The organism is Arthrobacter sp. GAS37, from assembly GCF_044908325.1.
Lineage (GTDB): Bacteria > Actinomycetota > Actinomycetes > Actinomycetales > Micrococcaceae > Arthrobacter > Arthrobacter ramosus.
On sequence record NZ_JBIYDB010000002.1, the window covers coordinates 155,369 to 175,025 of the forward strand.

The following is a 19,657-nucleotide window of genomic DNA, read 5'->3' on the forward strand; positions in this document are numbered from 1 at the left end:
GCAGGCCTTCCGGCCGGGCCGTCACAGGTACTGGCCGGTGTTTGGAGTCGTTTCGATCGACTTCCCGGGCTCCTGGCCGGCCTTGCCCTGGACGATTGTGCGGATGTAGGTGATGCGTTCGCCCTTCTTGCCTGAGATGCGTGCCCAGTCATCCGGGTTGGTGGTGTTGGGCATGTCCTCGTGTTCGCGGAATTCGTCGACGACGGCGCGCAGGAAGTGGTCGATCCGCAGGCCTTTCTGCTGGGTCAGCAGGAGGTCCTTGATGGCGTACTTCTTGGCCCGGTCCACGACGTTCTGGACAACCGCGCCGGAATTGAAGTCCTTGAAGTAGAGCATCTCGGTATCGCCATTGGCGTAGGTGACTTCGAGATACTCGTTGGATTTCTCCGTCGAATACATGGCTTCCACGGTGCGCTGGATGATGGCGTCAACTGTGGCCTGGACGTCGCCGCCGTGCTCTGCCAGATCCGTCGCGTGGAACGGAAGGTCGGTGGTGATGTACTTGGCGAAAATGTCGGCGGCCGCTTCGGCGTCGGGCCGCTGGATCTTGACCTTCACATCAAGCCGGCCGGGACGAAGAATAGCCGGATCGATCATGTCTTCACGGTTCGAAGCGCCGATCACGATGACATTGTCCAGCCGTTCGACGCCGTCGATCTCGCTCAGGAGCTGCGGGACGATGGTTGTTTCGACGTCGGAGGACACCCCGGTGCCGCGGGTGCGGAACAGCGAGTCCATCTCGTCGAAGAACACCACCACGGGGCTGCCATCCGAAGCCTTCTCCCGGGCGCGCGCAAAAATCAGGCGGATATGCCGCTCTGTTTCGCCCACGTACTTGTCAAGGAGTTCAGGTCCCTTGATATTCAGGAAGTAGCTCTTCAGGTCCACGTTTCCGGCCCGTTCGGAGGCACGGGCGGCGAGCGAGTTGGCAACGGCCTTCGCGATCAGCGTCTTGCCGCAACCCGGAGGGCCGTAAAGCAGGATGCCCTTGGGCGCTTTGAGCCCGTGTTCGCGGTACAGGTCCGGGTGCAGGAACGGGAGTTCCACGGCGTCGCGGATCTGTTCGATTTGCGGGCCCAAGCCGCCGATGTCCTCGTAGGTAATGTCAGGCACTTCCTCGAGGACAAGGTTTTCGACCTCAGCCCGGGGCACCTTCTCCAAGGCGTAGCCGGTGCGGGAATCCAGCGACAAAGCATCACCGACGCGCAAGTGCACCTTCTGCAATGCGCCTGAAAGCCTGACTACCCGCTCTTCATCGGCCCTGCCCACTACCAGGGCACGGTCCGTGCCAAGCATTTCCTTGAGGGTGACGAGTTCGCCTGCCCGTTCATAGCCCAGGCCTGTCACCACGAGCAGGGCCTCATTGAGGAGGACTTCCTGTCCAACGGCCAGCTGGCTGATGTTCACGAGCGGGCTGACGCCCACGCGCATCTTGCGGCCGGCATTGAAGATGTCGACCGATTCCTCGGTGGCCGCCTGCCCGGTGCTGCCTGCCGTTGGCTGGCGCCTCGGATTGATCTGCAAGATGGTCCCGAAGCTGTACGGCGGTTGGCCGTCCTGCTCGAGGGCGCCTTTGAGCCGCAGGATTTCGGCCTTCGCCGTTTCCAGCATGGTCACGAGCTTGGTGTTGTTCTGGGTCGCGGCGGCAAGCTGACGGTCGATGTGGCGCAGTTTGTCTCGAAGGATGTTTATCTGGCGTTCCGCGACAGTGAGTTCCCCGGACTCGTCCACCGGTTGGATTGCCCCACCCCCGTGTCCCGCTTTCCCCTCAGCCACAGCCTTGTTCGATGGCTCCTCCGGCGTTGTTCGCCCGAAGTCATTGTTCGACGTATCCACGAAGCATCAGCTCCTTCCCGCTTTCTATAAATAGACCTTAGCCCTCAAAAGCGTCGGGAAACCTGTGACATCCGGAATGCGGACCAGTTTGTGATCTTTCCTCAGGGAGCGGGTGTGGGGTCGTCCTTGACGTTGGTGCCGGCAATCGCATCCCGTGCGGCCCGTCGCAGTTTCTTGTCCGAAACCGCACGCTCTCCTACGGCTCCCGGTGTCCAGGCATTCAGGTCTTCCTCGCTGAACTCGGTCTTGGACGGACGCCGTTTGACGGAAATCCCGGTCACGCCGTCTGCAAGGCGACGGGTCACCAAGAGGAAGCCGGTGTGGGCCACCATGCGGTGGTCGGGACGGACGGCGAGGCCCTCAAGGTGCCAGCCGCGGACCATGGACTCCCACGCGTCCGGTTCCGTGAAACGGCCGTCGGCGCGGATGGCCTCTGCGGTACGGGAGAGCTGGGTCACGGTGGCCACATAGTTGATCCATACGCCGCCGGGGGCCAAAACGGTGGCTACGGCGTCGAGGCATTCCCAAGGAGCGAGCATGTCCAGCACCACGCGGTCCACGGATCCGGGCTCCTCGCTGCGGACAACTTCCTCCTGGAAGTCGCCGAGTGAGATCTTCCAGGCCGGGTGCGGACCGCCGAAAATGGTTTCCACGTTGCCGCGGGCGATATCGGCGAATTCTTCGCGACGCTCGAAAGAGTGCAGGTAACCGTTGTCTCCGACTGCACGAAGCAGGGAGATCGAAAGGGCGCCGGAACCAACGCCGGCTTCCACAACCCGCGCACCCGGGAAGATATCGGCCATGGTCACGATCTGGCCGGCATCCTTGGGGTACACCACTGCGGCACCGCGGGGCATGGACAACACGAAGTCAGAGAGCAGCGGACGGAGCGTCTGGTACTGCTGGCCGATGTTGTTGGCCACCACGGAACCGTCAACCTGGCCAATGATTTCGTCGTGGTTCAGGAAGCCCCGGTGCGTGTGGAAGGCGCCGCCTTCCTCCAAAGTGATGGTGTTCATCCGGCCGCGTTCGTCCGTGAGTTGAACCCGCTCGCCCACACGGAACGGCCCTCGGCGCCGTGCCGCACCAGTCGGCTGAATGGCGGTGTTGGCGGCGCCGGTGGCCGTGTAGTTGGCGGCGGTTTCGCTGCTCATGGGTGTTCCTCGCTCCTGTACGGCTGGGCCGTCATTTGTTGCCACAGTTACTGCTTAGTGATGCGCACTGCCGGCCGGGTTATTTCACGGCCGGCAGGTAACTCTACCGGGAAGGTCCTACGGGCGTCCGCTCCGTCGGGCTACTTTACCTGTAATGGCTGTCACTACGGCCTGCTGCCGCAGCAGGCCGATGACTGTGCCGGCTTCATCCACGACGGCGTATTCGACGCCGCTGAGCTGCGCCAAATACTGGATCAGTTCCTGGCCGCTGGACGTCCGGGGGACATACGCGCCGTCGGCGAGCGGGGTCGAAACCGCCGTCACCACGGTTGTGAATACCTCGGAGGGCGGCACGGCTGCGGCGGCAGCCGGATCGACAAGACCCTGCGGCCGGCCATCCGGTCCGCAGATCACGACGGCGGGCGTACCGTAGGGTGCAACGCGCAGCACGTCGGCGACGGTGGCCGAGTTCGGAATTCCGACGGCGGGTTCGGCCAAGGCGGCGGCACTCACCGAGGGGAGGCGGCCGCGGAGCGTGGCCTGCTTGATCGCACCGGAGGCGCCCATCCAGAGGAAGCTGCAGACAAGGAAGGTGATTAGCATCAGGCTGAGATCCGGCGCGCTGCCGCTCAGCAAAGGCAGCACGACGAACCAAACAACCAAGACGATCACGATGACCCGTCCGGCCCAGCCAGCTGCCACCGTCCCTTTTTCCTGGCTGCCCGTCACTTTCCATACCGCGGACTCCACCAAGCGGCCCCCGTCAAGGGGCAAGCCCGGGAGCACATTGAAGATGCCGATCAGCAGATTAGCCCACATGAGGATGTTCGTCAGGGTGTCCCCTACCCCGGTGAATACACCGGCCTGCAGCAAAAGCCAGGCACCGCCCGCGAGGACAAAGTTGGCTGCGGGTCCTGCCAAAGCAACAACCACCGAGCGGCCGGGGGACGCGATGAAGCTCTCGAACTGGGTGTGCCCGCCCCAGAGATTCAAAACGATTTTCTCCGTGGGCCATTTGAAGGCCTTGGCGCTCAAGGCATGGGCGAGTTCATGGACGAGTACGGAAAGGGCCAGGAGAACCGCATAGCCAAAGGCAACCAAGTAGGCGCCGATCCCCAAGGAGTGGTTCCGGATCAGCAGTGCTGGTCCATAGACGATGACCGTGAACGCCGCGATGATGAACCACGAGTAGGCAAGGTACACCGGGATTCCCGCGATGCGACCGAGTGGAATCCCGTCCTTTTTAGCGCTACGGGTGCTATGGCCACGGTTTCCGGGAGTGCTCACTTAGTTTGCCTGTCCAAGGAAAGCTCCGGCCGGCACATTGGCGGATGCCCGGGCGGCAACAAGTGCTTCAAGGTCGGCGACCTTCCGTCCGTGAAGGGTGTCCCAGGTTGCCCGGCGGGGGTCCTCGGGCAGTGGCATCTGGTGCGGAATTCCGACCGTGACCACGCCGGAGGCGATCGCGGACGCAACTCCCGGGACGGAATCTTCGAGTGCGACGCAATGATCCGCGGTCAGCCCGGGGTCGGTGTCCCGCAGCCGCTCGACGGCGGCGAGGTAAGCCTCCGGGTGGGGCTTTCCTTGGCTGACGGTGTCCCCCGTGATGAGGAACTCGAAGTAGGGCCTGGGGAGGTTGGCGACGACTTCCCGCGCCATCGGGCCTTCGGACATCGTCACGAGGGCACAACGGACGCCCGATTGATACAACTCGTCAAGCAATTCCCTGGCTCCGGGCCGCCATGGCACCTCGACGCGGAGACGGTCGATGACCTGGGCGCTCAAGGAGTCAACGATCTCGCGCTTTTCCAGGTTCACTCCAGCCCTTTGGAGAATGCCGGCCGAGTGCATCAGCGACTGCCCTACGAGCTGCATGGCTTGATCATGGCTCCAGGCGCCGCCGTGGGACTCTACGAGAGTGCGCTCTGCAGCAATCCAGTACGGCTCGGTATCCACCAGGGTGCCATCCATGTCCCATAGCGCGGCTTTGAGCAGGGGCTGGGTGGCAGAAGCAAGCATGCCTAAAGTCTACGTGGAAGGAGGCACGGCAATTGCCGTTCTACGCCCGGGGCGAAGTATGGCCACGCCGGTCCCTAACGCCATGCATCGGTGGCGGTGTTGGACGTAGGGTGAGTGAATGAACAGTTTGGACGGAGCCCCTGACGGACAGGCCACTTCCCCGGAGCCTGAGCGCCTTCTCCAGCCTGTAGCCGAAGGCCAGCGCATCACCGTGATGCTGGCGGCTTTCGAGGGTTGGAACGACGCCGGCGAGGCGGCCAGTGATTCCCTGCACTACTTGAACAAGTTGTGGCAAGGAAAGAAAGTGGCATCCGTTGATGCCGACGACTATTACGACTTCCAGTTCACCAGGCCGACCGTTCGACGCACGGCAGCCGGAACGCGCAAGGTGAAGTGGCCTTCCACACGCCTGTACAAGGCCAGCGTCCCGGACAGCAACGTCGATGTGGTGTTCGTGCTCGGCACCGAGCCTTCCTATCGCTGGCGCGCCTACACGGCCGAGCTTCTGGTCCATGCCGAAGCGCTCAAAGTCGACTACGTTGTCCTGATCGGCGCCCTTCTGGCCGATGTCCCGCACAGCCGCCCGATCCCCGTGAGCACCACCTCGGACGACGGCGGATTGCGGCAGCGCTTGAACCTGGAGGCTTCGCAGTACGAGGGGCCGGTAGGCATTGTGGGGGTATTGGCGGAATTCGCGCTGCTCGCGGGCTTGCCTACGGTGTCGCTGTGGGCGGCCGTGCCGCACTATGTCGCACAGCCCCCCTCCCCCAAGGCACAACTGGCCATCTTGAACAGGATCGAAGATCTCCTCCAGGTGCCCTTGGAAACCCACGCCCTCAACGAGGAATCCGAGGCTTGGGAGCGCGGCGTGGACGAACTGGCCACTGAAGACCCCGAAATCGCGGCCTACGTGCGGCAGCTCGAAGAGGCCAAGGACACGGCTGACCTACCGGAGGCCAGTGGCGAATCCATCGCGCGCGAATTCGAGCGTTACCTCAAGCGCAGGGGCAAGGACAAGCCCTGACAGTCTTGCCGTCAGGGCTTGTCCGCTTCAGCCAGCCTCGCCCTCAGTTCCCGAAGCCCTGCTTCCGCTCCCGCAGTTCCGTTAGAGCTCGACGCCGAGCAATCCGTTGATCGCGTCGCTCACCAGGGCGGAATCAAGCGCGCCGGGATTGGCGTCGGACGCGCTGCCGAGGGCCGCCGCAGCCCAGGCATCGACGGCGGCGACCGCGCCGGGAGCATTGAGGTCGTTGGCCAGCTCGGCGCGCATCCGCGTCAGCAGCTCCGCCGCTGACCCCTCGGGGGCAACGTCCCGGGCAGCCCGCCACGTGTTGAGGCGTTCCTTGGCCTGGGCGAAGCCTTCATCGGTCCAGGACCAATCCGAACGGTAGTGGTTGGCCAGGATCGCCAGGCGGATTGCGGCAGGCTCTTCGCCCGCGGCCCGGAGCTTGGACACAAGGACCAGGTTTCCCTTGGACTTGCTCATCTTTTCGCCGTCCAGGCCCACCATTCCAGCGTGGGCATAGTGGCGCGCCAAGGGAACGCCGCTCAGCGAATACGCGTGTCCAGCGCCCATTTCGTGGTGCGGGAACACGAGGTCCGATCCGCCGCCCTGCACAGTGAAGGGAGCCGGCAGGTACTTCTGGGCGATGACCGTACATTCAATATGCCAGCCGGGACGTCCGTCACCGAGGCTTGCGCCGGGCCAGCTCGGCTCGCCATCGCGGGCAACGCGCCAAAGCAAAGGATCAAGGGGATTCCGTTTGCCGGACCGGCCGGGATCGCCGCCGCGTTCTGCGAAAAGCTCCAGCATTTCCACTTCGCCGAGTCCCGAGATGTCACCGAGGGTCCACGCGTCCGGGCTATCCGAAGCCTTGCCTGCTGCCTCGACGTCGTAATAGACGTCGCCGTCGGGTTCGCCGCCGGTGCCGTGCACGCGGTAGGCGAGCTCGTCAGCAATCAATTTCTCGATAGCCGGGACAATCATCGGGATCACCTCGACGGCCCCGATGTAGTGACTCGGAGCCAGCACATTGAGGGCGTCCATGTCGGTCTGGAAAAGCTCAATCTGGCTCGCCGCCAGCTCCCGCCAGTCAACGCCGGTGGCGGTGGCGCGCTCCAGGAGGGGGTCGTCGATGTCGGTGACGTTCTGGACGTACGCAACCCGCTGGCCACTGTCCCGCCATGCCCGGTTGAGCAGGTCGAAGGCGACGTAGCTGGCCGCGTGGCCCATGTGGGTGGCGTCGTAGGGCGTGATGCCGCAGACGTACATGGATTGCTCCGCGCGTGGCTCGACCTCCACGAGGGCCCTGAGGGCGGTATCGAACAGCCTCAACGGGGGCATGCTGCCGGGTAGTTCAGGCACAGGGCGGGAGATCCACGATTTCACAGCCTCAACCATAGTGCTAGGCGCTGATGACATTGAAACCGAGCAATACATAGAGGGCGAGTCCAAGGAGAATGCGGTACCACACGAAGACACGGTAGCTGTGGGTGGAAATGAATTTGAGGAACCAGCCAATGATGATGAAGCCCACAACGAAGGCGATGACCGTGGCCAGGGCTGTTTCCGGAAGGCCGAAGGGTCCCGTGATTCCTTCCTTCGACACCACCTTGTACAGCTGGTACAGGCCGCTGCCGAAGACAGCGGGTATGGCGAGCAGGAACGAATACCGTGCGGCCGCTTCCCGTGTGTACCCCATCAAGAGGCCGGCGGTGATGGTTCCACCGGAGCGGGAGACGCCCGGGATGAGCGCCATGGCCTGGGCCAGCCCGTAAAGGATGCCGTGCTTGAAGGTCAATTGGCTCAGCTCGCGTTCCTGCCGGCCGACAGCGTCCGCTACCGCGAGGATCATGCCGAAGACGATGAGCATCGTGGCGACGATCCACAGGCTGCGCAGCACGGATTCGATCTGGTTCTGGAAGAGCAGGCCGAGCACGATGATAGGCAGGCTGCCGAGGATGACCAACCACCCCATCCGGGCGTCGGGATCGTCCCTGGAGACCTTGCCACGCAGCGATCCGAACCAAGCGCGCACAATCCTGACGATGTCGCGCCAAAAGAAGACGATCACGGCCGTCTCGGTGCCCAGCTGGGTAATGGCCGTGAAAGCAGCTCCGGGATCCGCCGCATTGGGCAGGAACGAGCCGACAATTCGCAGGTGTGCGCTTGAAGAAATCGGAAGGAATTCTGTCAGGCCCTGCACGAGGCCAAGGAAGGCTGCTTCTATCCAGTTCACGTGAATAGACCCTACGTCATGATCTACCCGATCTCCCCGTAAGCTATCAGCTATGCAGCAGCGTTACGTCGGCAACAGTGGGTTTCGGGTGTCCACCCTTTCCCTGGGCACCATGTCCTGGGCGGAAGAAACGGACGAACAGGATGCACGGGAGCTGCTCCATACGTTCATCGCAGCGGGCGGCACCATGATCGATACCGCGGCCTCCTACGCAAGTGGGCAAGCCGAGGCCCTCCTGGGCTCCATGCTGGGGGACGTTGTGGCGCGTTCGGAGGTTGTCCTCTCCACGAAAGCGGGCGTTTCGACGTCGGACGGCCGGCGCAGTGTCGATGCCTCCCGCGGTTCCATGCTGTCCGCACTGGACGCCAGCCTTGCCCGCTTGGGCACCGACTACGTGGACATCTGGTTCGCGCACGCCTGGGACGGCAACGTTCCGCTGGACGAAACGCTTTCCGCACTTGACCTTGCGCTGCGCTCGGGACGCGCGCGGTACGTCGGCATCTCCAACTACAACGGCTGGCAGACCGCCAAGGCTGCGGCCATCGCGGGATTCACCGTGGTGGCCAACCAATCCGAATACTCGCTCCTGCACAGGAAGCCCGAAGACGAACTGGTGCCCGCGGTCGAGGACGCCGGCCTTGGCCTCATGGCGTGGGCGCCCCTCGGCCGCGGGGTGCTCAGCGGCAAATACCGTGGACAGATTCCTTCTGAATCACGAGCCGCTGAGGGCCGTCTCAGCGGGTACGTCGAAAAGTACCTCGACGCGCGGGGCGCACGGATCGTCGAAGCAGCGGCAATGGCCGCGCGTGGATTGGGACGCTCCGCCGTCGACGTTTCGCTGAGCTGGTTGCTCTCCCGCCCGGGCGTATCCACGGCCATAGTGGGCGCGCGCAATGCGGTCCAGCTCAAGGAGTTGCTCGATGCGCAGCTGGCGCCTCTTCCCGCTGAAATTTCGCGGGCACTGGAAGACGTTTCAGCGATCTGACCCGGCTGAAACCGCAGCATCACTGGTCAAGGATCTCCAGCTCGTCTTCATCGAGGAGTTCATTGTTGTCCTCGTCGTCATCTTCTTCATCGTCGTCGAACACCTGAAGTGGTGTGACTTCCGAGTAGGCCTCGTATAGTGAGTCCTCATATACCTCAAAGGCATCTGCGACGGCGAAAAACGCTGCCTCCACAGCGGGATCTCCTTCGCCCCGGCGGGCGGAAGCGGCAATCAGGTGCTCTTCTAAGGCGGCTGTCAATGACTGAAGCGCGACACGCGGATCGATGCTCATGACTTCACGTTAGCCCGAAAAAGACGAAAATGGAGAGGGATGAGAGAACAATTTCTGAGCAGTTCAGTTGAGCGTCAGCGGGACTACGCAAGGCAGTACGAGTATCTCGTACTGACTGTCAGCCCTGACGATTCCTTGCCCGAGGCGCGGCGTCGGCTCGTGGAACACTCCGAATACGGCAAGTGGGAACTGGAGCGGAGCATCCTTTATATCGGCGGCGGTCGCCGGTTCTGGCTGCGCCGCAGAGTACTCAACGTACAGCGCACCGTGTAGCAGCACGGCCGCTTTTTCGGGTTCCCCGCTCCAGCTTTCGGGCGTTTCAGCTTTCGAGCGGGCCAAGCCACGCGTTGGCTACCGTGGTGTGCGCTGATTCGTCATTGGAGGGATGGAAGATCCCGGCCAGCACATCGCGATACAGCCGCTCGAGTTCGGAACCCCGGAAGTAGCTTGAGCCTCCGGAAACCCGGATCGCCACATCCACCATGGTCCGGGCGTTCTCGGTGGCCCGCACCTTGAGCCCCACGAACTTGGGAAACCACTGCGCCCCGTGATCGACCAGGGCATCCACGTCACGGGCAACAGACGCCAACTGGGGCTGGATGGAATCCATTGCCATGGCGGCGTCGGCGATCTTCCAGCGGATGTCCGGGTCTTGCGAGAGGCTCCGACCGCCGTACTTGGCGGACGTACGGCGCTTGGCGGCCTCGACTGCCAGGGTGAAGGCCCGCTCCCCGATGCCCGTGTAGACCGCGGCAAGCAGTGTTTCGAAGCACGCGAAGATCGCGAAGATCAACGGATCCTGGTTGGGGCCCACGGGCAGTTTCCGGAAGATCCGTTCCGGCGGCACTCCGGCACCCTGCAAAAGCGTGGTGTTCGATTGGCTGCCCCGCATGCCCAGGGTGTCCCAGTCATTCAGTGTCTCGTGGCCTGGCGCATCGCGTTGGAGGAAGCCGAAAACCAGTTCCCCGCTCCCGTCCCGTGCGCCGCTGTCCTTGCCGAAGATGCCGAGGCGGGTCCATGCCGGCGACAGGCTCGTGAAGATCTTCCGCCCGGTGAAGCTGTACCCGCCGTCACGCTGCGGTTCCGCCGTGGTCCCTGAATCAAAGAGCATGGAGTCATTACCCGGCTCGGAAATCCCGAAGGCAAAGACTTCGCCCTGTCCGGACTCTTTGAGGACAAAGTCAAGGGAGTCGTCGCCGCGGGACGCCAGGACGTGCGCGACGCCGGTCCAGACAAGGTGCATGTTGACGGCCAACGCGGTGGCCGGGGCAGCCGTGGCCAGCCGGCGCTGAAGCGCCGCCGCGGCTTCGAGCCCGAGCCCCAGTCCGCCGTCGGACCCGGGGACAAAGATCTTCAGGTAACCCGCCGCAGCGAGCTCCTCAAGGTCCTCGTGGAAGAAGGAGTTGTTCTGGTCGTAGCCCGCTGCGCGGCCCCGGATGCGGCGGAGCAGCTCGTCCGGCAGGATCTCCTCAGGAATCAAGGCGTTCTCCCTAGTAGTTGCTGAGCAGGGTGTTGAGTACCCTGGATCCGAACTTGAGCGAATCCGCCGGAACGCGTTCGTCAACGCCATGGAACATCCCCGTGAAGTCGAGTTCCTCGGGGAGCATCAGGGGCGCAAAGCCGTAGCCTGTGATGCCGATCTTGCTGAGCGACTTGTTGTCAGTGCCGCCGGACAAGGTGTAGGGCAGCACCTTCGCACCGGGGTCTTCCGAGTGCAAGGCATCGATCATGGCGTCTACCAGATTGCCGGCAAACGGCACTTCCAGGGACACGTCCTTGTTGACGTAGCTGACGTCCACGCCGTCTCCGGCAAGTTTTTTGACGGTTTCGAAGACCAATTCCTGCTGGCCCGGCAGCGTGCGGCAGTCCACCAGGGCTTCCGCCGATTCGGGGATGACGTTGTGCTTGTATCCGGAGCTCAGCAGCGTGGGGTTCGAGGTGTTTTGGAGGGTAGCTCCCACGAAACGCGCCACGGTGCCGAGTTCCTTCAGGAGGGTCTCGGGGTTGTCCGGATCGAACTCGACGCCGGTCAGTTCCGTGACACCATCGAGGAACTGCCGGGTGGTGGGGGTCAGCTCGATCGGCCATCGATACTCGCCGATTCTGGTGACAGCCCCGGCCAGGCGGGTGATCGCGTTGTCCGTGTTGATTTGCGAACCGTGCCCGGCACGGCCGTGGGCGACGAGGCGCAGCCAGGAAAGGCCCTTCTCCGCGGTCTGCAGCAAGTACGTGCGCTGGCCTCCGATGGTGGCCGAGAAGCCGCCTACTTCGGAGATCGCTTCCGTAGCGCCGTCGAAGAGTTCCTTGCGGTGCTCGACGGCGTAGCGCGCGCCGTGGTTGCCTCCGGCTTCCTCGTCAGCGAAGAACGCGAAGATGATGTCCCGCTTGGGCTTGCGTCCCGTGCGGGCGAAGTCGCGCATGACCGAGAGAATCATGGCGTCCATGTCCTTCATGTCCACGGCGCCGCGTCCCCAGATGAGTCCATCCTTGAGTTCACCGCTGAAGGGATCCACGGACCACTGGTCCTTGAGCGCCGGGACGACGTCGAGGTGGCCGTGCACCACGAGGGCGCCGGCCGAGGGATCCTCCCCCGCCATGCGTGTGATGACATTGGCCCGGCCCGGAGCCGACTCGAAGATTTCAGCGTCCAATCCCACTTCATTAATAAGCGCCGCGGTGTATTCCGCCGCGATGCGTTCCCCGGGACCGGAATCGTCACCGAAGTTCGAGGTGTCTATGCGGATGAGCTCCTGGCAGATCCGGACTACTTCGTCCTCGGGTCGGATATCAGTCATGGAACTCTCCTTGCTGGCTGGGATGGACGGACTCCGGCGGGTAGGCAGATGGTGCGGACGCTCCCGCGCGCTTCCCTCAGCCTACCCACCGCAGGCTCGTTTGGCCGCGCGCTTTCCTGCGTTTTGGCGCGGAATGGCAGGGTCCAATTGCGGTTGGCAGGCCCCCCTCCAGCTCCGGTTTTTTTATTTCCCCGAAACCGTGTTAGAGTTTTTCTCGCTGCTTCGGAGGAAAGAGAAGCGCCGAGAGGCGCAGAACGAAGGCTCCGAACACCACCTGCGCGGGTGGCGGAATGGCAGACGCGCTAGCTTGAGGTGCTAGTCCTCGAAAGGGGGTGGGGGTTCAAGTCCCCCTCCGCGCACAATTGCAAGGCCTGGAATTATGATAATTCCAGGCCTTGTTTGTTTAACCTGAATTTGCCTTTTCGGGCGATTTGCGGCGTTCATCACATTTACTAAATTGCATTACCGGCAATTCACCCACGGCAGCGAACCTGGCTCCGAATCTGGCTCCGCGAGGGACGGCGACGGCGGTCGCCCCCGTGGGTGACCGCCGTCCTGAACCTTGAACCTGAACCCCGAAACCGGCGCCCTACAGCGCCGTCACGGATCCGCTGAAGTGCCTCCTGCCGCTCCGTGGGTTCCAGGCGACGTAATCCGAACGCTCCCACGACCCCGACGCGGAGTGGACAGTGCCGATTTCCAGGGCCACCCGCGCGGGGAGGAACACCGGTGCCTCGAAATTCACGTCCCATCGGAACGCTTCCGACTTCACCGAGCCAACGTCGGCCAAGGCCCGGGATGCAAGGTACATGCCGTGCGCGATTGACCGCGGCAGGCCCAGCGCCTTGGCCGAGAGGAGGCTCAAGTGGATCGGATTGAAGTCTCCGGATACAGCGGCGTAAAGGCGGCCGGTATCCACGCCGAGCTGCCAGGCGCCTGTTGGTGCGGGTGCCGTGAAGTCAGCCGGAGCGGCGGCCGTGCCGGCCTTATCGACTCCCGGAAGGAAGACCCCCTTGGCCAAATACGTCGACACGCCCCGCCAGAGCAAGGCCCCGTCGTTGCTTGACCGGACCTCGGCGACGACGTCCAGCTGGGTTCCCGCCCTGTGGCCGCGCATGTCCTCGGCCCAGGACCGGACGTCGAGCGGCTCACTGAACTGGACTGCCCGCAATTGCTTCACATGGTTCTTCAAATGGATCATCCCCAGCAGGGGAAGCGGGAAGTCGTCGCGGTTCAGCACGCTCATGGCAACCGGGAACGCGAGGGCATGGATGAAGCCGGCCGGCAGGGCGTCACTCGCAGTCTCGCCGATCAGGTGCTGGTACGCGGTGAGGTTCGCGACGTCGGCCCGCACCCCGCGGACCTCATGGCTCCCGTGGGGCAGCGCGGTGGCTGTCTGGAATCCCAGCACCCTCCGCCGTGCCGCCGTCGCCGCCGCATTCACGTACAGCTTCGAGAGGGACGGCAGCTCCCCCAGGATGAGCGGTTGTTCCGTGCTCATGCACCCACCAGGTTCTGTCCGCAGACCCTGAGCACTTCTCCCGTGATTCCAGCGGCCGCATCCGATGCCAGGAACGCAATTGCCTCTGCCACGTCCCCGGGCAGGCCGCCCTGCTGCAGCGAATTCAGCCTGCGGGCCACTTCCCGGGTGGCGAAGGGGATCCGGGCGGTCATGTCGGTCTCGATGAAGCCGGGCGCGACGGCGTTGATGGAGCCGCCGCGTCCTGCCAGCAACGGCGCCGTGGCCCTGACCATGCCGATCACTCCCCCTTTCGAAGCGGCGTAGTTGGTCTGCCCGCGATTGCCGGCGATACCGCTGGTGGAGGCGACGGACACGATCCGCGGGGTTTTGTGGAGCTGGTCAGAGCCCAGGAGTGCCTCGTTGATTCTCAACTGCGAGGCGATGTTCACGCCGATGACGGAATTCCAGCGGCCCTCATCCATGTTGGCCAGGAGCTTGTCCCGGGTAATGCCGGCATTGTGGATGACGATGTCGAGGCCGCCGTGGCGTTCCACTGCGTGCTCGATGATCCGACTCCCGGCGTCCTCGGCCGTGATGTCCAATTGCAGGGCAGTGCCATGGACCTCGTTGGCGACGGCGGCGAGGTGGTCGCCCGCAGCGGGAATATCCACCACCACCAGCCGGGCGCCGTCCCGGTGCAGGGTCCGCGCGATCGCCGCGCCGATTCCGCGGGCGGCTCCCGTGACGACGGCTACCTTCCCGGCCAAGGGCTTGTCGGCATCGGAGGAAAGCTCGCCGGCGCCTGAGGTGACGGTCAGGAACTGGCCGTCCACGAACGCGGACCGGCCGGACAGGAAGAAGCGCAGCGCACCCAGCGTGCTGGGGCTCGTGGTGCCGGCACTGTCCCCCAGGAGAATGCCGTTGGCCGTGGCACCTGCCCGGAGTTCCTTGGCGAGGGAACGCAGCAGCCCGTCAACGCCTTGACGACCGGCGGCAACCGCCGGGTTGGCGGCAGAGGCGGAGGTGCGGGAGATCGTGACGACCCGGGCGCCGGGGGCCAAATCGCGGAGCGACGGGGCCGCGGTGAGAACGGGTCCGGCAAGCTCTTCCGGGTGCTCGACGGCGTCAAGTACCAGGATGATCGCCCCCAGCTTTTCCTTGGGCAATGCAGAACGCCGGACGTCGAGGCCCCAGCCCACGAGGGCGGCAGCCAAGTCGTCGGAGCCGGCGGCCCGGCCGTTGCCACTCCCGAGCACAAGGACCGGACCCGGAACCAGCGGTTCTCCCGCTTTGTACCTCCGGAGCACAGCAGGTTGGGGCAGGCCGAGCTTTTTTGCCAGGTCCTTGCCAATCCCGTGGCTGACAAACTGTATGTATTTGTCCGTCATGCCGGCTACCGCCCTTCCGGGGCGGAGTAAGCCTCAAGGATCGCGACGACGCCCTGCCCTCCGGCTGCGCAGACGGAGATGATTCCGCGCGCGGGACGGCCGTCCACGGGGCCGTTGTCGTGGAGCATCTTCGCCAGCGAGGCGACGATCCGTCCGCCGGTGGCGGCAAAGGGATGTCCGGCGGCGAGGGACGAGCCGTTGACGTTGAGCTTGGCGCGGTCGATCTTGCCGAAGGCACCATCAAGTCCCAGCCGGGTACGGCCGAAGTCCTCGTCTTCCCACGCGGCGAGCGTACTCAGGACGGTGCCCGCAAAGGCTTCGTGGATTTCGAAGAAGTCGATGTCTTCGAAGGACAGGCCGTTGCGTGCGAGGAGTCGCGGCACTGCAAAGGCAGGGGCCATGAGGAGTCCGTCCTTGCCGTGGACGAAATCGACGGCGGCCGCCTCGCCGTCGACGACGACAGCCAGCTTGGGCAGGCCCCGGGCATCCGCCCATTCCTCAGTGCCGAGGAGCACCGTGGAGGCGCCGTCCGTGAGCGGGGTGGAGTTGCCGGCCGTCATGGTGGCCTCGGCTCCAAGGCTCTTGCCGAAGACGGGCTTGAGGGTGGCCAACTTCTCCATGGACGTATCGGGCCGGAGGTTCGAATCACGGCTCAGCCCACGGTACGGAGTCACGAGGTCATCGAAGAAGCCGCGTTCGTAGGCCGCGGCGAGGTTGTGGTGGCTATTGAACGCAATCTCGTCCTGCGCCTCGCGGCTGATCTTCCATTGGGCCGTGGTCAGCGCCTGATGCTCTCCCATGGAGAGGCCTGTCCGCGGCTCCCCGGTGTTCGGAGCGTCCGGGGCGAGGTCCTTCGGACGCAGCCGGGAGAGGACCCTGAGCCGATCGGGCAGGGACTTGGCGCGATTGAGGTCAAGCAGGATTTCGCGGAGGCCCTCGCTCACGGCAATAGGGGCATCCGAGGCAGAGTCGACGCCGCCGGCAATAGCCGAGTCGATCTGGCCCAGCTTGATCTTGTTGGCAAGGCCCAGGACGGTCTCAAGGCCGGTGGCGCACGCCTGCTGGAGATCGTAGGCAGGCGTCTCCGCGGAAAGGGCCGAGCCAAGCACCGCTTCGCGCGTCAGGTTGAAGTCGCGGGAGTGCTTCAGGACGGCTCCTGCGGCGACCTCGCCGATCCGCTCCTCTTGAAGGCCGAAGCGGGCGATCAGCCCGTCCAGTGCCGCCGTCAGCATGTCCTGGTTCGACGATTTGGTGTAGGCGCCGCCGGTCCGGGCAAAGGGGATCCTGTTCCCGCCGACCACCACGGCCCTGCGGAGTGTGCCCGGGGTTGCGGGGGATTCGTGTGGTGCGCTCTCGGAATGTGCTGCTGCAGGCATGCGTTTCTCCTTATGATCACATCGGGTTACTGATACCCAGCGTACCTGATACGCTGAGTATCGTGAACATCCCCAGGCCAGGACTTCCCGCCGAACGCGACGCCGGGACCCCGCCCCCCGCGGACGGTGAGGCTCCCGCCGTCGACGGCCGCGCCGCCCGCTGGCAGCTCCACCGCGAAGAGCGCCGGCGCGATCTCATCAAGGCCGCCCGCAAGGCTGTCCACGCGCTGGGCAGCGAGGCCTCCATGGAGGACATCGCGACCGCGGCCAGTACCTCCAAGTCGGTGTACTACCGCTATTTCGGGGACAAAGCCGGCTTGCAACAGGCAATGGGCGAAGTAGTACTGGGACAAATGCAACGGCGGATGAAGGAAGCGGCGGAAAGCGCGCAGACTCCTCGCGAAGGCTTGTTCGCCATGGTCTCCGCGTACCTGCAGATGGCGGAGTCCAGCCCCGCCGTCTACGCGTTCATCACGCGGCTCTCGCAAGGGGAACCCTCGGCGCAAGACGCCATCGCCGCCTCGGGAGCCCTTGGCCACTTCTTCGAGTCGATCAGTGCCATGATCGCCCGGCCCATGCGGGAACACCTGGGCGCGGAAAAGGAAGCACTGATCGACTACTGGCCAACCGCGGCCATCGGGCTGGTCCGCAACGCCGGCGAGAGGTGGCTCGGTAGTCCCGCCTCCCCCGCAAAGCCCGACCAGGAAACCATGGCGGCCCGGATCACCGATTGGCTGTGCGTGGGAATCGCCCCGGAACTCAAGATCAACTCCTCTGAATATCAGCAATGACTCCACGTTGTTCGGAACCAAAGAAGGAATCACCATGACTGAAGTAGTGGACCGCACCTCCTCCAGCAACCGGGCAGCCTCGGGAACGGCTGCAAGCACACAGCCCGCTGCGCCCGCCCCTACGGTGGATGTAGCGGCCCTTGGCGAACTGCTGCTCGGCAAGTGGGCCCACATCCGGCACACGGCGCGCGAGCTCGCGGGCCGTCCCGAGGTACACAAGATCGAAGGCTTGACGCATACCGAGCACCGCAAGCGTGTATTCGGGCAGCTGAAGTACCTCGTGGAAAACAACGCCGTACACCGGGCTTTCCCCGCCAGCCTGGGCGGTTCGGATGACCACGGCGGCAACATCGCCGGCTTCGAGGAGCTCGTCACTGCCGATCCTTCACTCCAGATCAAGGCGGGCGTCCAGTGGGGTCTCTTCGGTTCAGCGGTGATGCACCTCGGCACGGAGGAGCACCAGACCACATGGCTGCCCGGAATCATGAGCCTGGAGATCCCCGGCTGCTTCGCCATGACCGAAACTGGGCACGGCTCCGATGTTGCGAGCATCGCGACCACGGCCACGTATGACGAGGCCACCCGGGAGTTCGTCATCAACACTCCGTTCCGTGCCGCATGGAAGGACTACATCGGCAACGCAGCCGAGGACGGCCTGGCCGCCGTCGTGTTCGCCCAACTGGTGACCCGCAACGTGAACCATGGCGTCCACGCGTTCTATGTTCAGCTGCGGGACCCGGACACCAAAGAGTTCCTGCCCGGAATCGGCGGGGAAGACGACGGCATCAAGGGCGGGCTCAACGGCATCGACAACGGCCGCCTGCACTTCACCGATGTCCGTGTCCCGCGCACCAACCTGCTCAACCGCTACGGCAACGTCTCCCCCGAAGGCGAGTACACCTCGCCCATCGCGAGCCCGGGACGGCGCTTCTTCACGATGCTCGGAACCCTGGTGCAGGGCCGTGTCTCCCTCGACGGCGCCGCAGTCGCCGCCAGCAAGGTGGCCTTGACAACCGCCATCCGCTACGCCGCCGAACGGCGCCAGTTCAACGCCTCCTCCCCCACTGACGAGGAAGTCCTGCTGGACTACCAGCGGCACCAGCGCCGCTTGTTCACCCGGCTTGCCACCACCTTCGCGGCGAGCTTCGCGCACGAGCAGCTGCTCGAAAAGTTCGACGACGTCTTCTCCGGCCGGCACGACACCGACGCCGACCGCCAGGACCTCGAGACCCTCGCCGCGGCCCTCAAGCCCATGAGCACCTGGCACGCGCTCGACACGCTGCAAGAGTGCCGCGAGGCCTGCGGCGGCGCTGGATTCCTCATCGAGAACCGTTTCGCCTCGCTCCGCGCGGACCTGGACGTCTATGCCACTTTCGAAGGTGACAACACCGTGCTTCTCCAGCTCGTCGCCAAGCGCCTTCTGGCCGACTACGCCAAGGAGTTCCGCAACGTCGACTTTGGCGTGCTTGCCCGCTTCGTGGCCGCCCAGGCCGCGGACGTCGCCATCAACCGCACCGGCCTGCGGCAAGTAGCGCAGTTCGTGGCGGACACGGGATCAGTCCAGAAAGCCGCGCTCGCCCTGCGGGACGAAGAAGGCCAACGCACGCTCCTGACAGACCGGGTGCAGTCCATGGTGGCGGAGGTGGGTTCTGCGCTCAAGGGTGCAAACAAGCTTCCACAGCACCAGGGCGCCGCACTGTTCAACCAGCATCAGGACGATTTGATTGAAGCCGCCCAGGCCCACGCCGAACTCCTGCAATGGGAAGCGTTCACCGAAGCCCTCGGCAAGGTCGGCGACCCCGGTACCCTGCGAGTCATGACATGGCTTCGCGACCTGTTTGGCCTCTCCCTCATTGAGAAACACCTGTCCTGGTACCTCATGAACGGCCGCCTTTCCATGCAGCGCGGACGCACCGTCGGGGCCTACATCAACAGGCTGCTCGTCAAGATCCGTCCCCACGCCCTGGACCTGGTTGATTCCTTCGGCTACGGTCCGGAGCACTTGCGGGCGGCCATCGCCTCGGGGGCCGAGAAGGAACGCCAGGACGAAGCCCGCGGCCACTTCCGGGCGCAACGGGCAAGCGGCAACGCCCCCGCCGAGGAGAAGAGCCTCCTCGCGTTGAAGGGGAGGAAATCCAGCTAGCATCCTGCCGTGACCGGCCGGTGAACAGTTGCCGAATCCTTTAACGACGACGGCGCCGCACTCCCGCTGAGGGGTGCGGCGCCGCCGTCGTTCTGTCCCAACTCACTCGCATTTGTTGTCGTTATGAGCCCTCAAAACGACACTTACTGCGAGTCACTTGGGAACTAAGGTTGGAAG

At 64.3% G+C, this 19,657-nt stretch carries 17 protein-coding genes and 1 tRNA gene; 6 read left to right on the plus strand and 12 right to left on the minus strand.

What is annotated here, in order from left to right; translation table 11 throughout:
• Nucleotides 1-21: 21 nt before the first annotated feature.
• From arc to ABH924_RS02975, 4 genes are all read right to left on the minus strand, one after another.
• Nucleotides 22-1,836, minus strand: a complete 1,815-nt coding sequence (arc, locus tag ABH924_RS02960) for a proteasome ATPase (RefSeq protein WP_234749321.1) — start codon at nt 1,834-1,836, stop codon at nt 22-24.
• 101 nt (nt 1,837-1,937) lie between these two features.
• Nucleotides 1,938-2,990: a tRNA (adenine-N1)-methyltransferase gene (locus ABH924_RS02965; RefSeq protein WP_345451783.1), complete on the minus strand. Its 1,053-nt coding sequence runs from the start codon at nt 2,988-2,990 to the stop codon at nt 1,938-1,940.
• Nucleotides 2,991-3,107: 117 nt separating this feature from the next.
• On the minus strand, nt 3,108-4,277 hold the full coding sequence (locus ABH924_RS02970; RefSeq protein WP_234749325.1) for a site-2 protease family protein: 1,170 nt from the start codon (nt 4,275-4,277) through the stop codon (nt 3,108-3,110).
• Complete coding sequence (locus ABH924_RS02975; protein ID WP_404496764.1) at nt 4,278-5,009, minus strand: HAD family hydrolase; 732 nt, start codon at nt 5,007-5,009, stop codon at nt 4,278-4,280.
• A 118-nt stretch (nt 5,010-5,127) separates the two neighbouring features.
• On the opposite strand from ABH924_RS02975, the gene ABH924_RS02980 reads away from it, so the two are divergent.
• Complete coding sequence (locus tag ABH924_RS02980) at nt 5,128-6,033, plus strand: PAC2 family protein (RefSeq protein WP_404496766.1); 906 nt, start codon at nt 5,128-5,130, stop codon at nt 6,031-6,033.
• An 81-nt stretch (nt 6,034-6,114) separates the two neighbouring features.
• Here the strand turns inward: ABH924_RS02980 and mshC are convergent, their stop codons facing one another.
• Together mshC and ABH924_RS02990 are read right to left on the minus strand one after the other, a co-directional pair.
• A complete protein-coding gene (mshC, locus tag ABH924_RS02985) occupies nt 6,115-7,398 on the minus strand; it encodes a cysteine--1-D-myo-inosityl 2-amino-2-deoxy-alpha-D-glucopyranoside ligase (protein ID WP_404496768.1) in 1,284 nt (427 codons plus the stop codon).
• 16 nt (nt 7,399-7,414) lie between these two features.
• Entirely contained in the window at nt 7,415-8,248 is an 834-nt protein-coding gene (locus tag ABH924_RS02990) for an undecaprenyl-diphosphate phosphatase (RefSeq protein ID WP_404496769.1), read from the minus strand.
• 52 nt (nt 8,249-8,300) lie between these two features.
• Between ABH924_RS02990 and ABH924_RS02995 the strand changes: the two genes are divergently transcribed.
• The gene (locus tag ABH924_RS02995; protein ID WP_404496771.1) at nt 8,301-9,233 is read left to right on the plus strand and encodes an aldo/keto reductase; all 933 of its coding nucleotides are present in this window, start codon (nt 8,301-8,303) and stop codon (nt 9,231-9,233) included.
• Between the two features lie 19 nt (nt 9,234-9,252).
• Here ABH924_RS02995 and ABH924_RS03000 read toward each other — a convergent pair whose 3' ends face one another.
• Complete coding sequence (locus tag ABH924_RS03000; protein ID WP_234749337.1) at nt 9,253-9,525, minus strand: hypothetical protein; 273 nt, start codon at nt 9,523-9,525, stop codon at nt 9,253-9,255.
• A gap of 39 nt (nt 9,526-9,564) precedes the next feature.
• Here ABH924_RS03000 and ABH924_RS03005 point away from each other — a divergent pair, with 39 nt between their 5' ends.
• Nucleotides 9,565-9,798, plus strand: a complete 234-nt coding sequence (locus ABH924_RS03005) for a DUF5703 family protein (protein ID WP_059389241.1) — start codon at nt 9,565-9,567, stop codon at nt 9,796-9,798.
• A gap of 46 nt (nt 9,799-9,844) precedes the next feature.
• On the opposite strand, the gene ABH924_RS03010 is transcribed toward ABH924_RS03005, so the two are convergent.
• Both ABH924_RS03010 and ABH924_RS03015 read right to left on the minus strand, forming a co-directional pair.
• Nucleotides 9,845-11,005: an acyl-CoA dehydrogenase family protein gene (locus tag ABH924_RS03010; protein ID WP_404496773.1), complete on the minus strand. Its 1,161-nt coding sequence runs from the start codon at nt 11,003-11,005 to the stop codon at nt 9,845-9,847.
• A 10-nt stretch (nt 11,006-11,015) separates the two neighbouring features.
• Entirely contained in the window at nt 11,016-12,320 is a 1,305-nt protein-coding gene (locus tag ABH924_RS03015) for a M20/M25/M40 family metallo-hydrolase (RefSeq protein WP_404496775.1), read from the minus strand.
• 276 nt (nt 12,321-12,596) lie between these two features.
• On the opposite strand from ABH924_RS03015, the gene ABH924_RS03020 reads away from it, so the two are divergent.
• Nucleotides 12,597-12,679: transfer RNA gene (locus tag ABH924_RS03020), tRNA-Leu, on the plus strand.
• 230 nt (nt 12,680-12,909) lie between these two features.
• On the opposite strand, the gene ABH924_RS03025 is transcribed toward ABH924_RS03020, so the two are convergent.
• Genes ABH924_RS03025 through ABH924_RS03035 form a run of 3 tightly spaced genes read right to left on the minus strand, consistent with a single transcriptional unit; the run spans nt 12,910 to nt 16,546 of the window.
• The gene (locus ABH924_RS03025) at nt 12,910-13,821 is read right to left on the minus strand and encodes a MaoC family dehydratase (RefSeq protein ID WP_404496777.1); all 912 of its coding nucleotides are present in this window, start codon (nt 13,819-13,821) and stop codon (nt 12,910-12,912) included.
• Nucleotides 13,818-15,170 carry a 3-oxoacyl-ACP reductase gene (locus tag ABH924_RS03030; protein WP_404496779.1) on the minus strand — a complete coding sequence of 451 codons (1,353 nt, stop codon included), beginning with the start codon at nt 15,168-15,170 and terminating at the stop codon, nt 13,818-13,820. Before ABH924_RS03030 ends, ABH924_RS03025 begins: the two co-directional genes overlap by 4 nt.
• 5 nt (nt 15,171-15,175) lie before the next feature.
• Nucleotides 15,176-16,546 (minus strand): acetyl-CoA C-acetyltransferase, encoded by a 1,371-nt coding sequence (locus ABH924_RS03035; RefSeq protein ID WP_404496781.1) that lies wholly within the window; start codon nt 16,544-16,546, stop codon nt 15,176-15,178.
• A gap of 68 nt (nt 16,547-16,614) precedes the next feature.
• On the opposite strand from ABH924_RS03035, the gene ABH924_RS03040 reads away from it, so the two are divergent.
• The gene (locus tag ABH924_RS03040) at nt 16,615-17,337 is read left to right on the plus strand and encodes a TetR/AcrR family transcriptional regulator (protein WP_404496966.1); all 723 of its coding nucleotides are present in this window, start codon (nt 16,615-16,617) and stop codon (nt 17,335-17,337) included.
• Nucleotides 17,338-17,371: 34 nt separating this feature from the next.
• Complete coding sequence (locus ABH924_RS03045; RefSeq protein ID WP_404496783.1) at nt 17,372-19,480, plus strand: acyl-CoA dehydrogenase; 2,109 nt, start codon at nt 17,372-17,374, stop codon at nt 19,478-19,480.
• Nucleotides 19,481-19,657 lie beyond the last annotated feature (177 nt).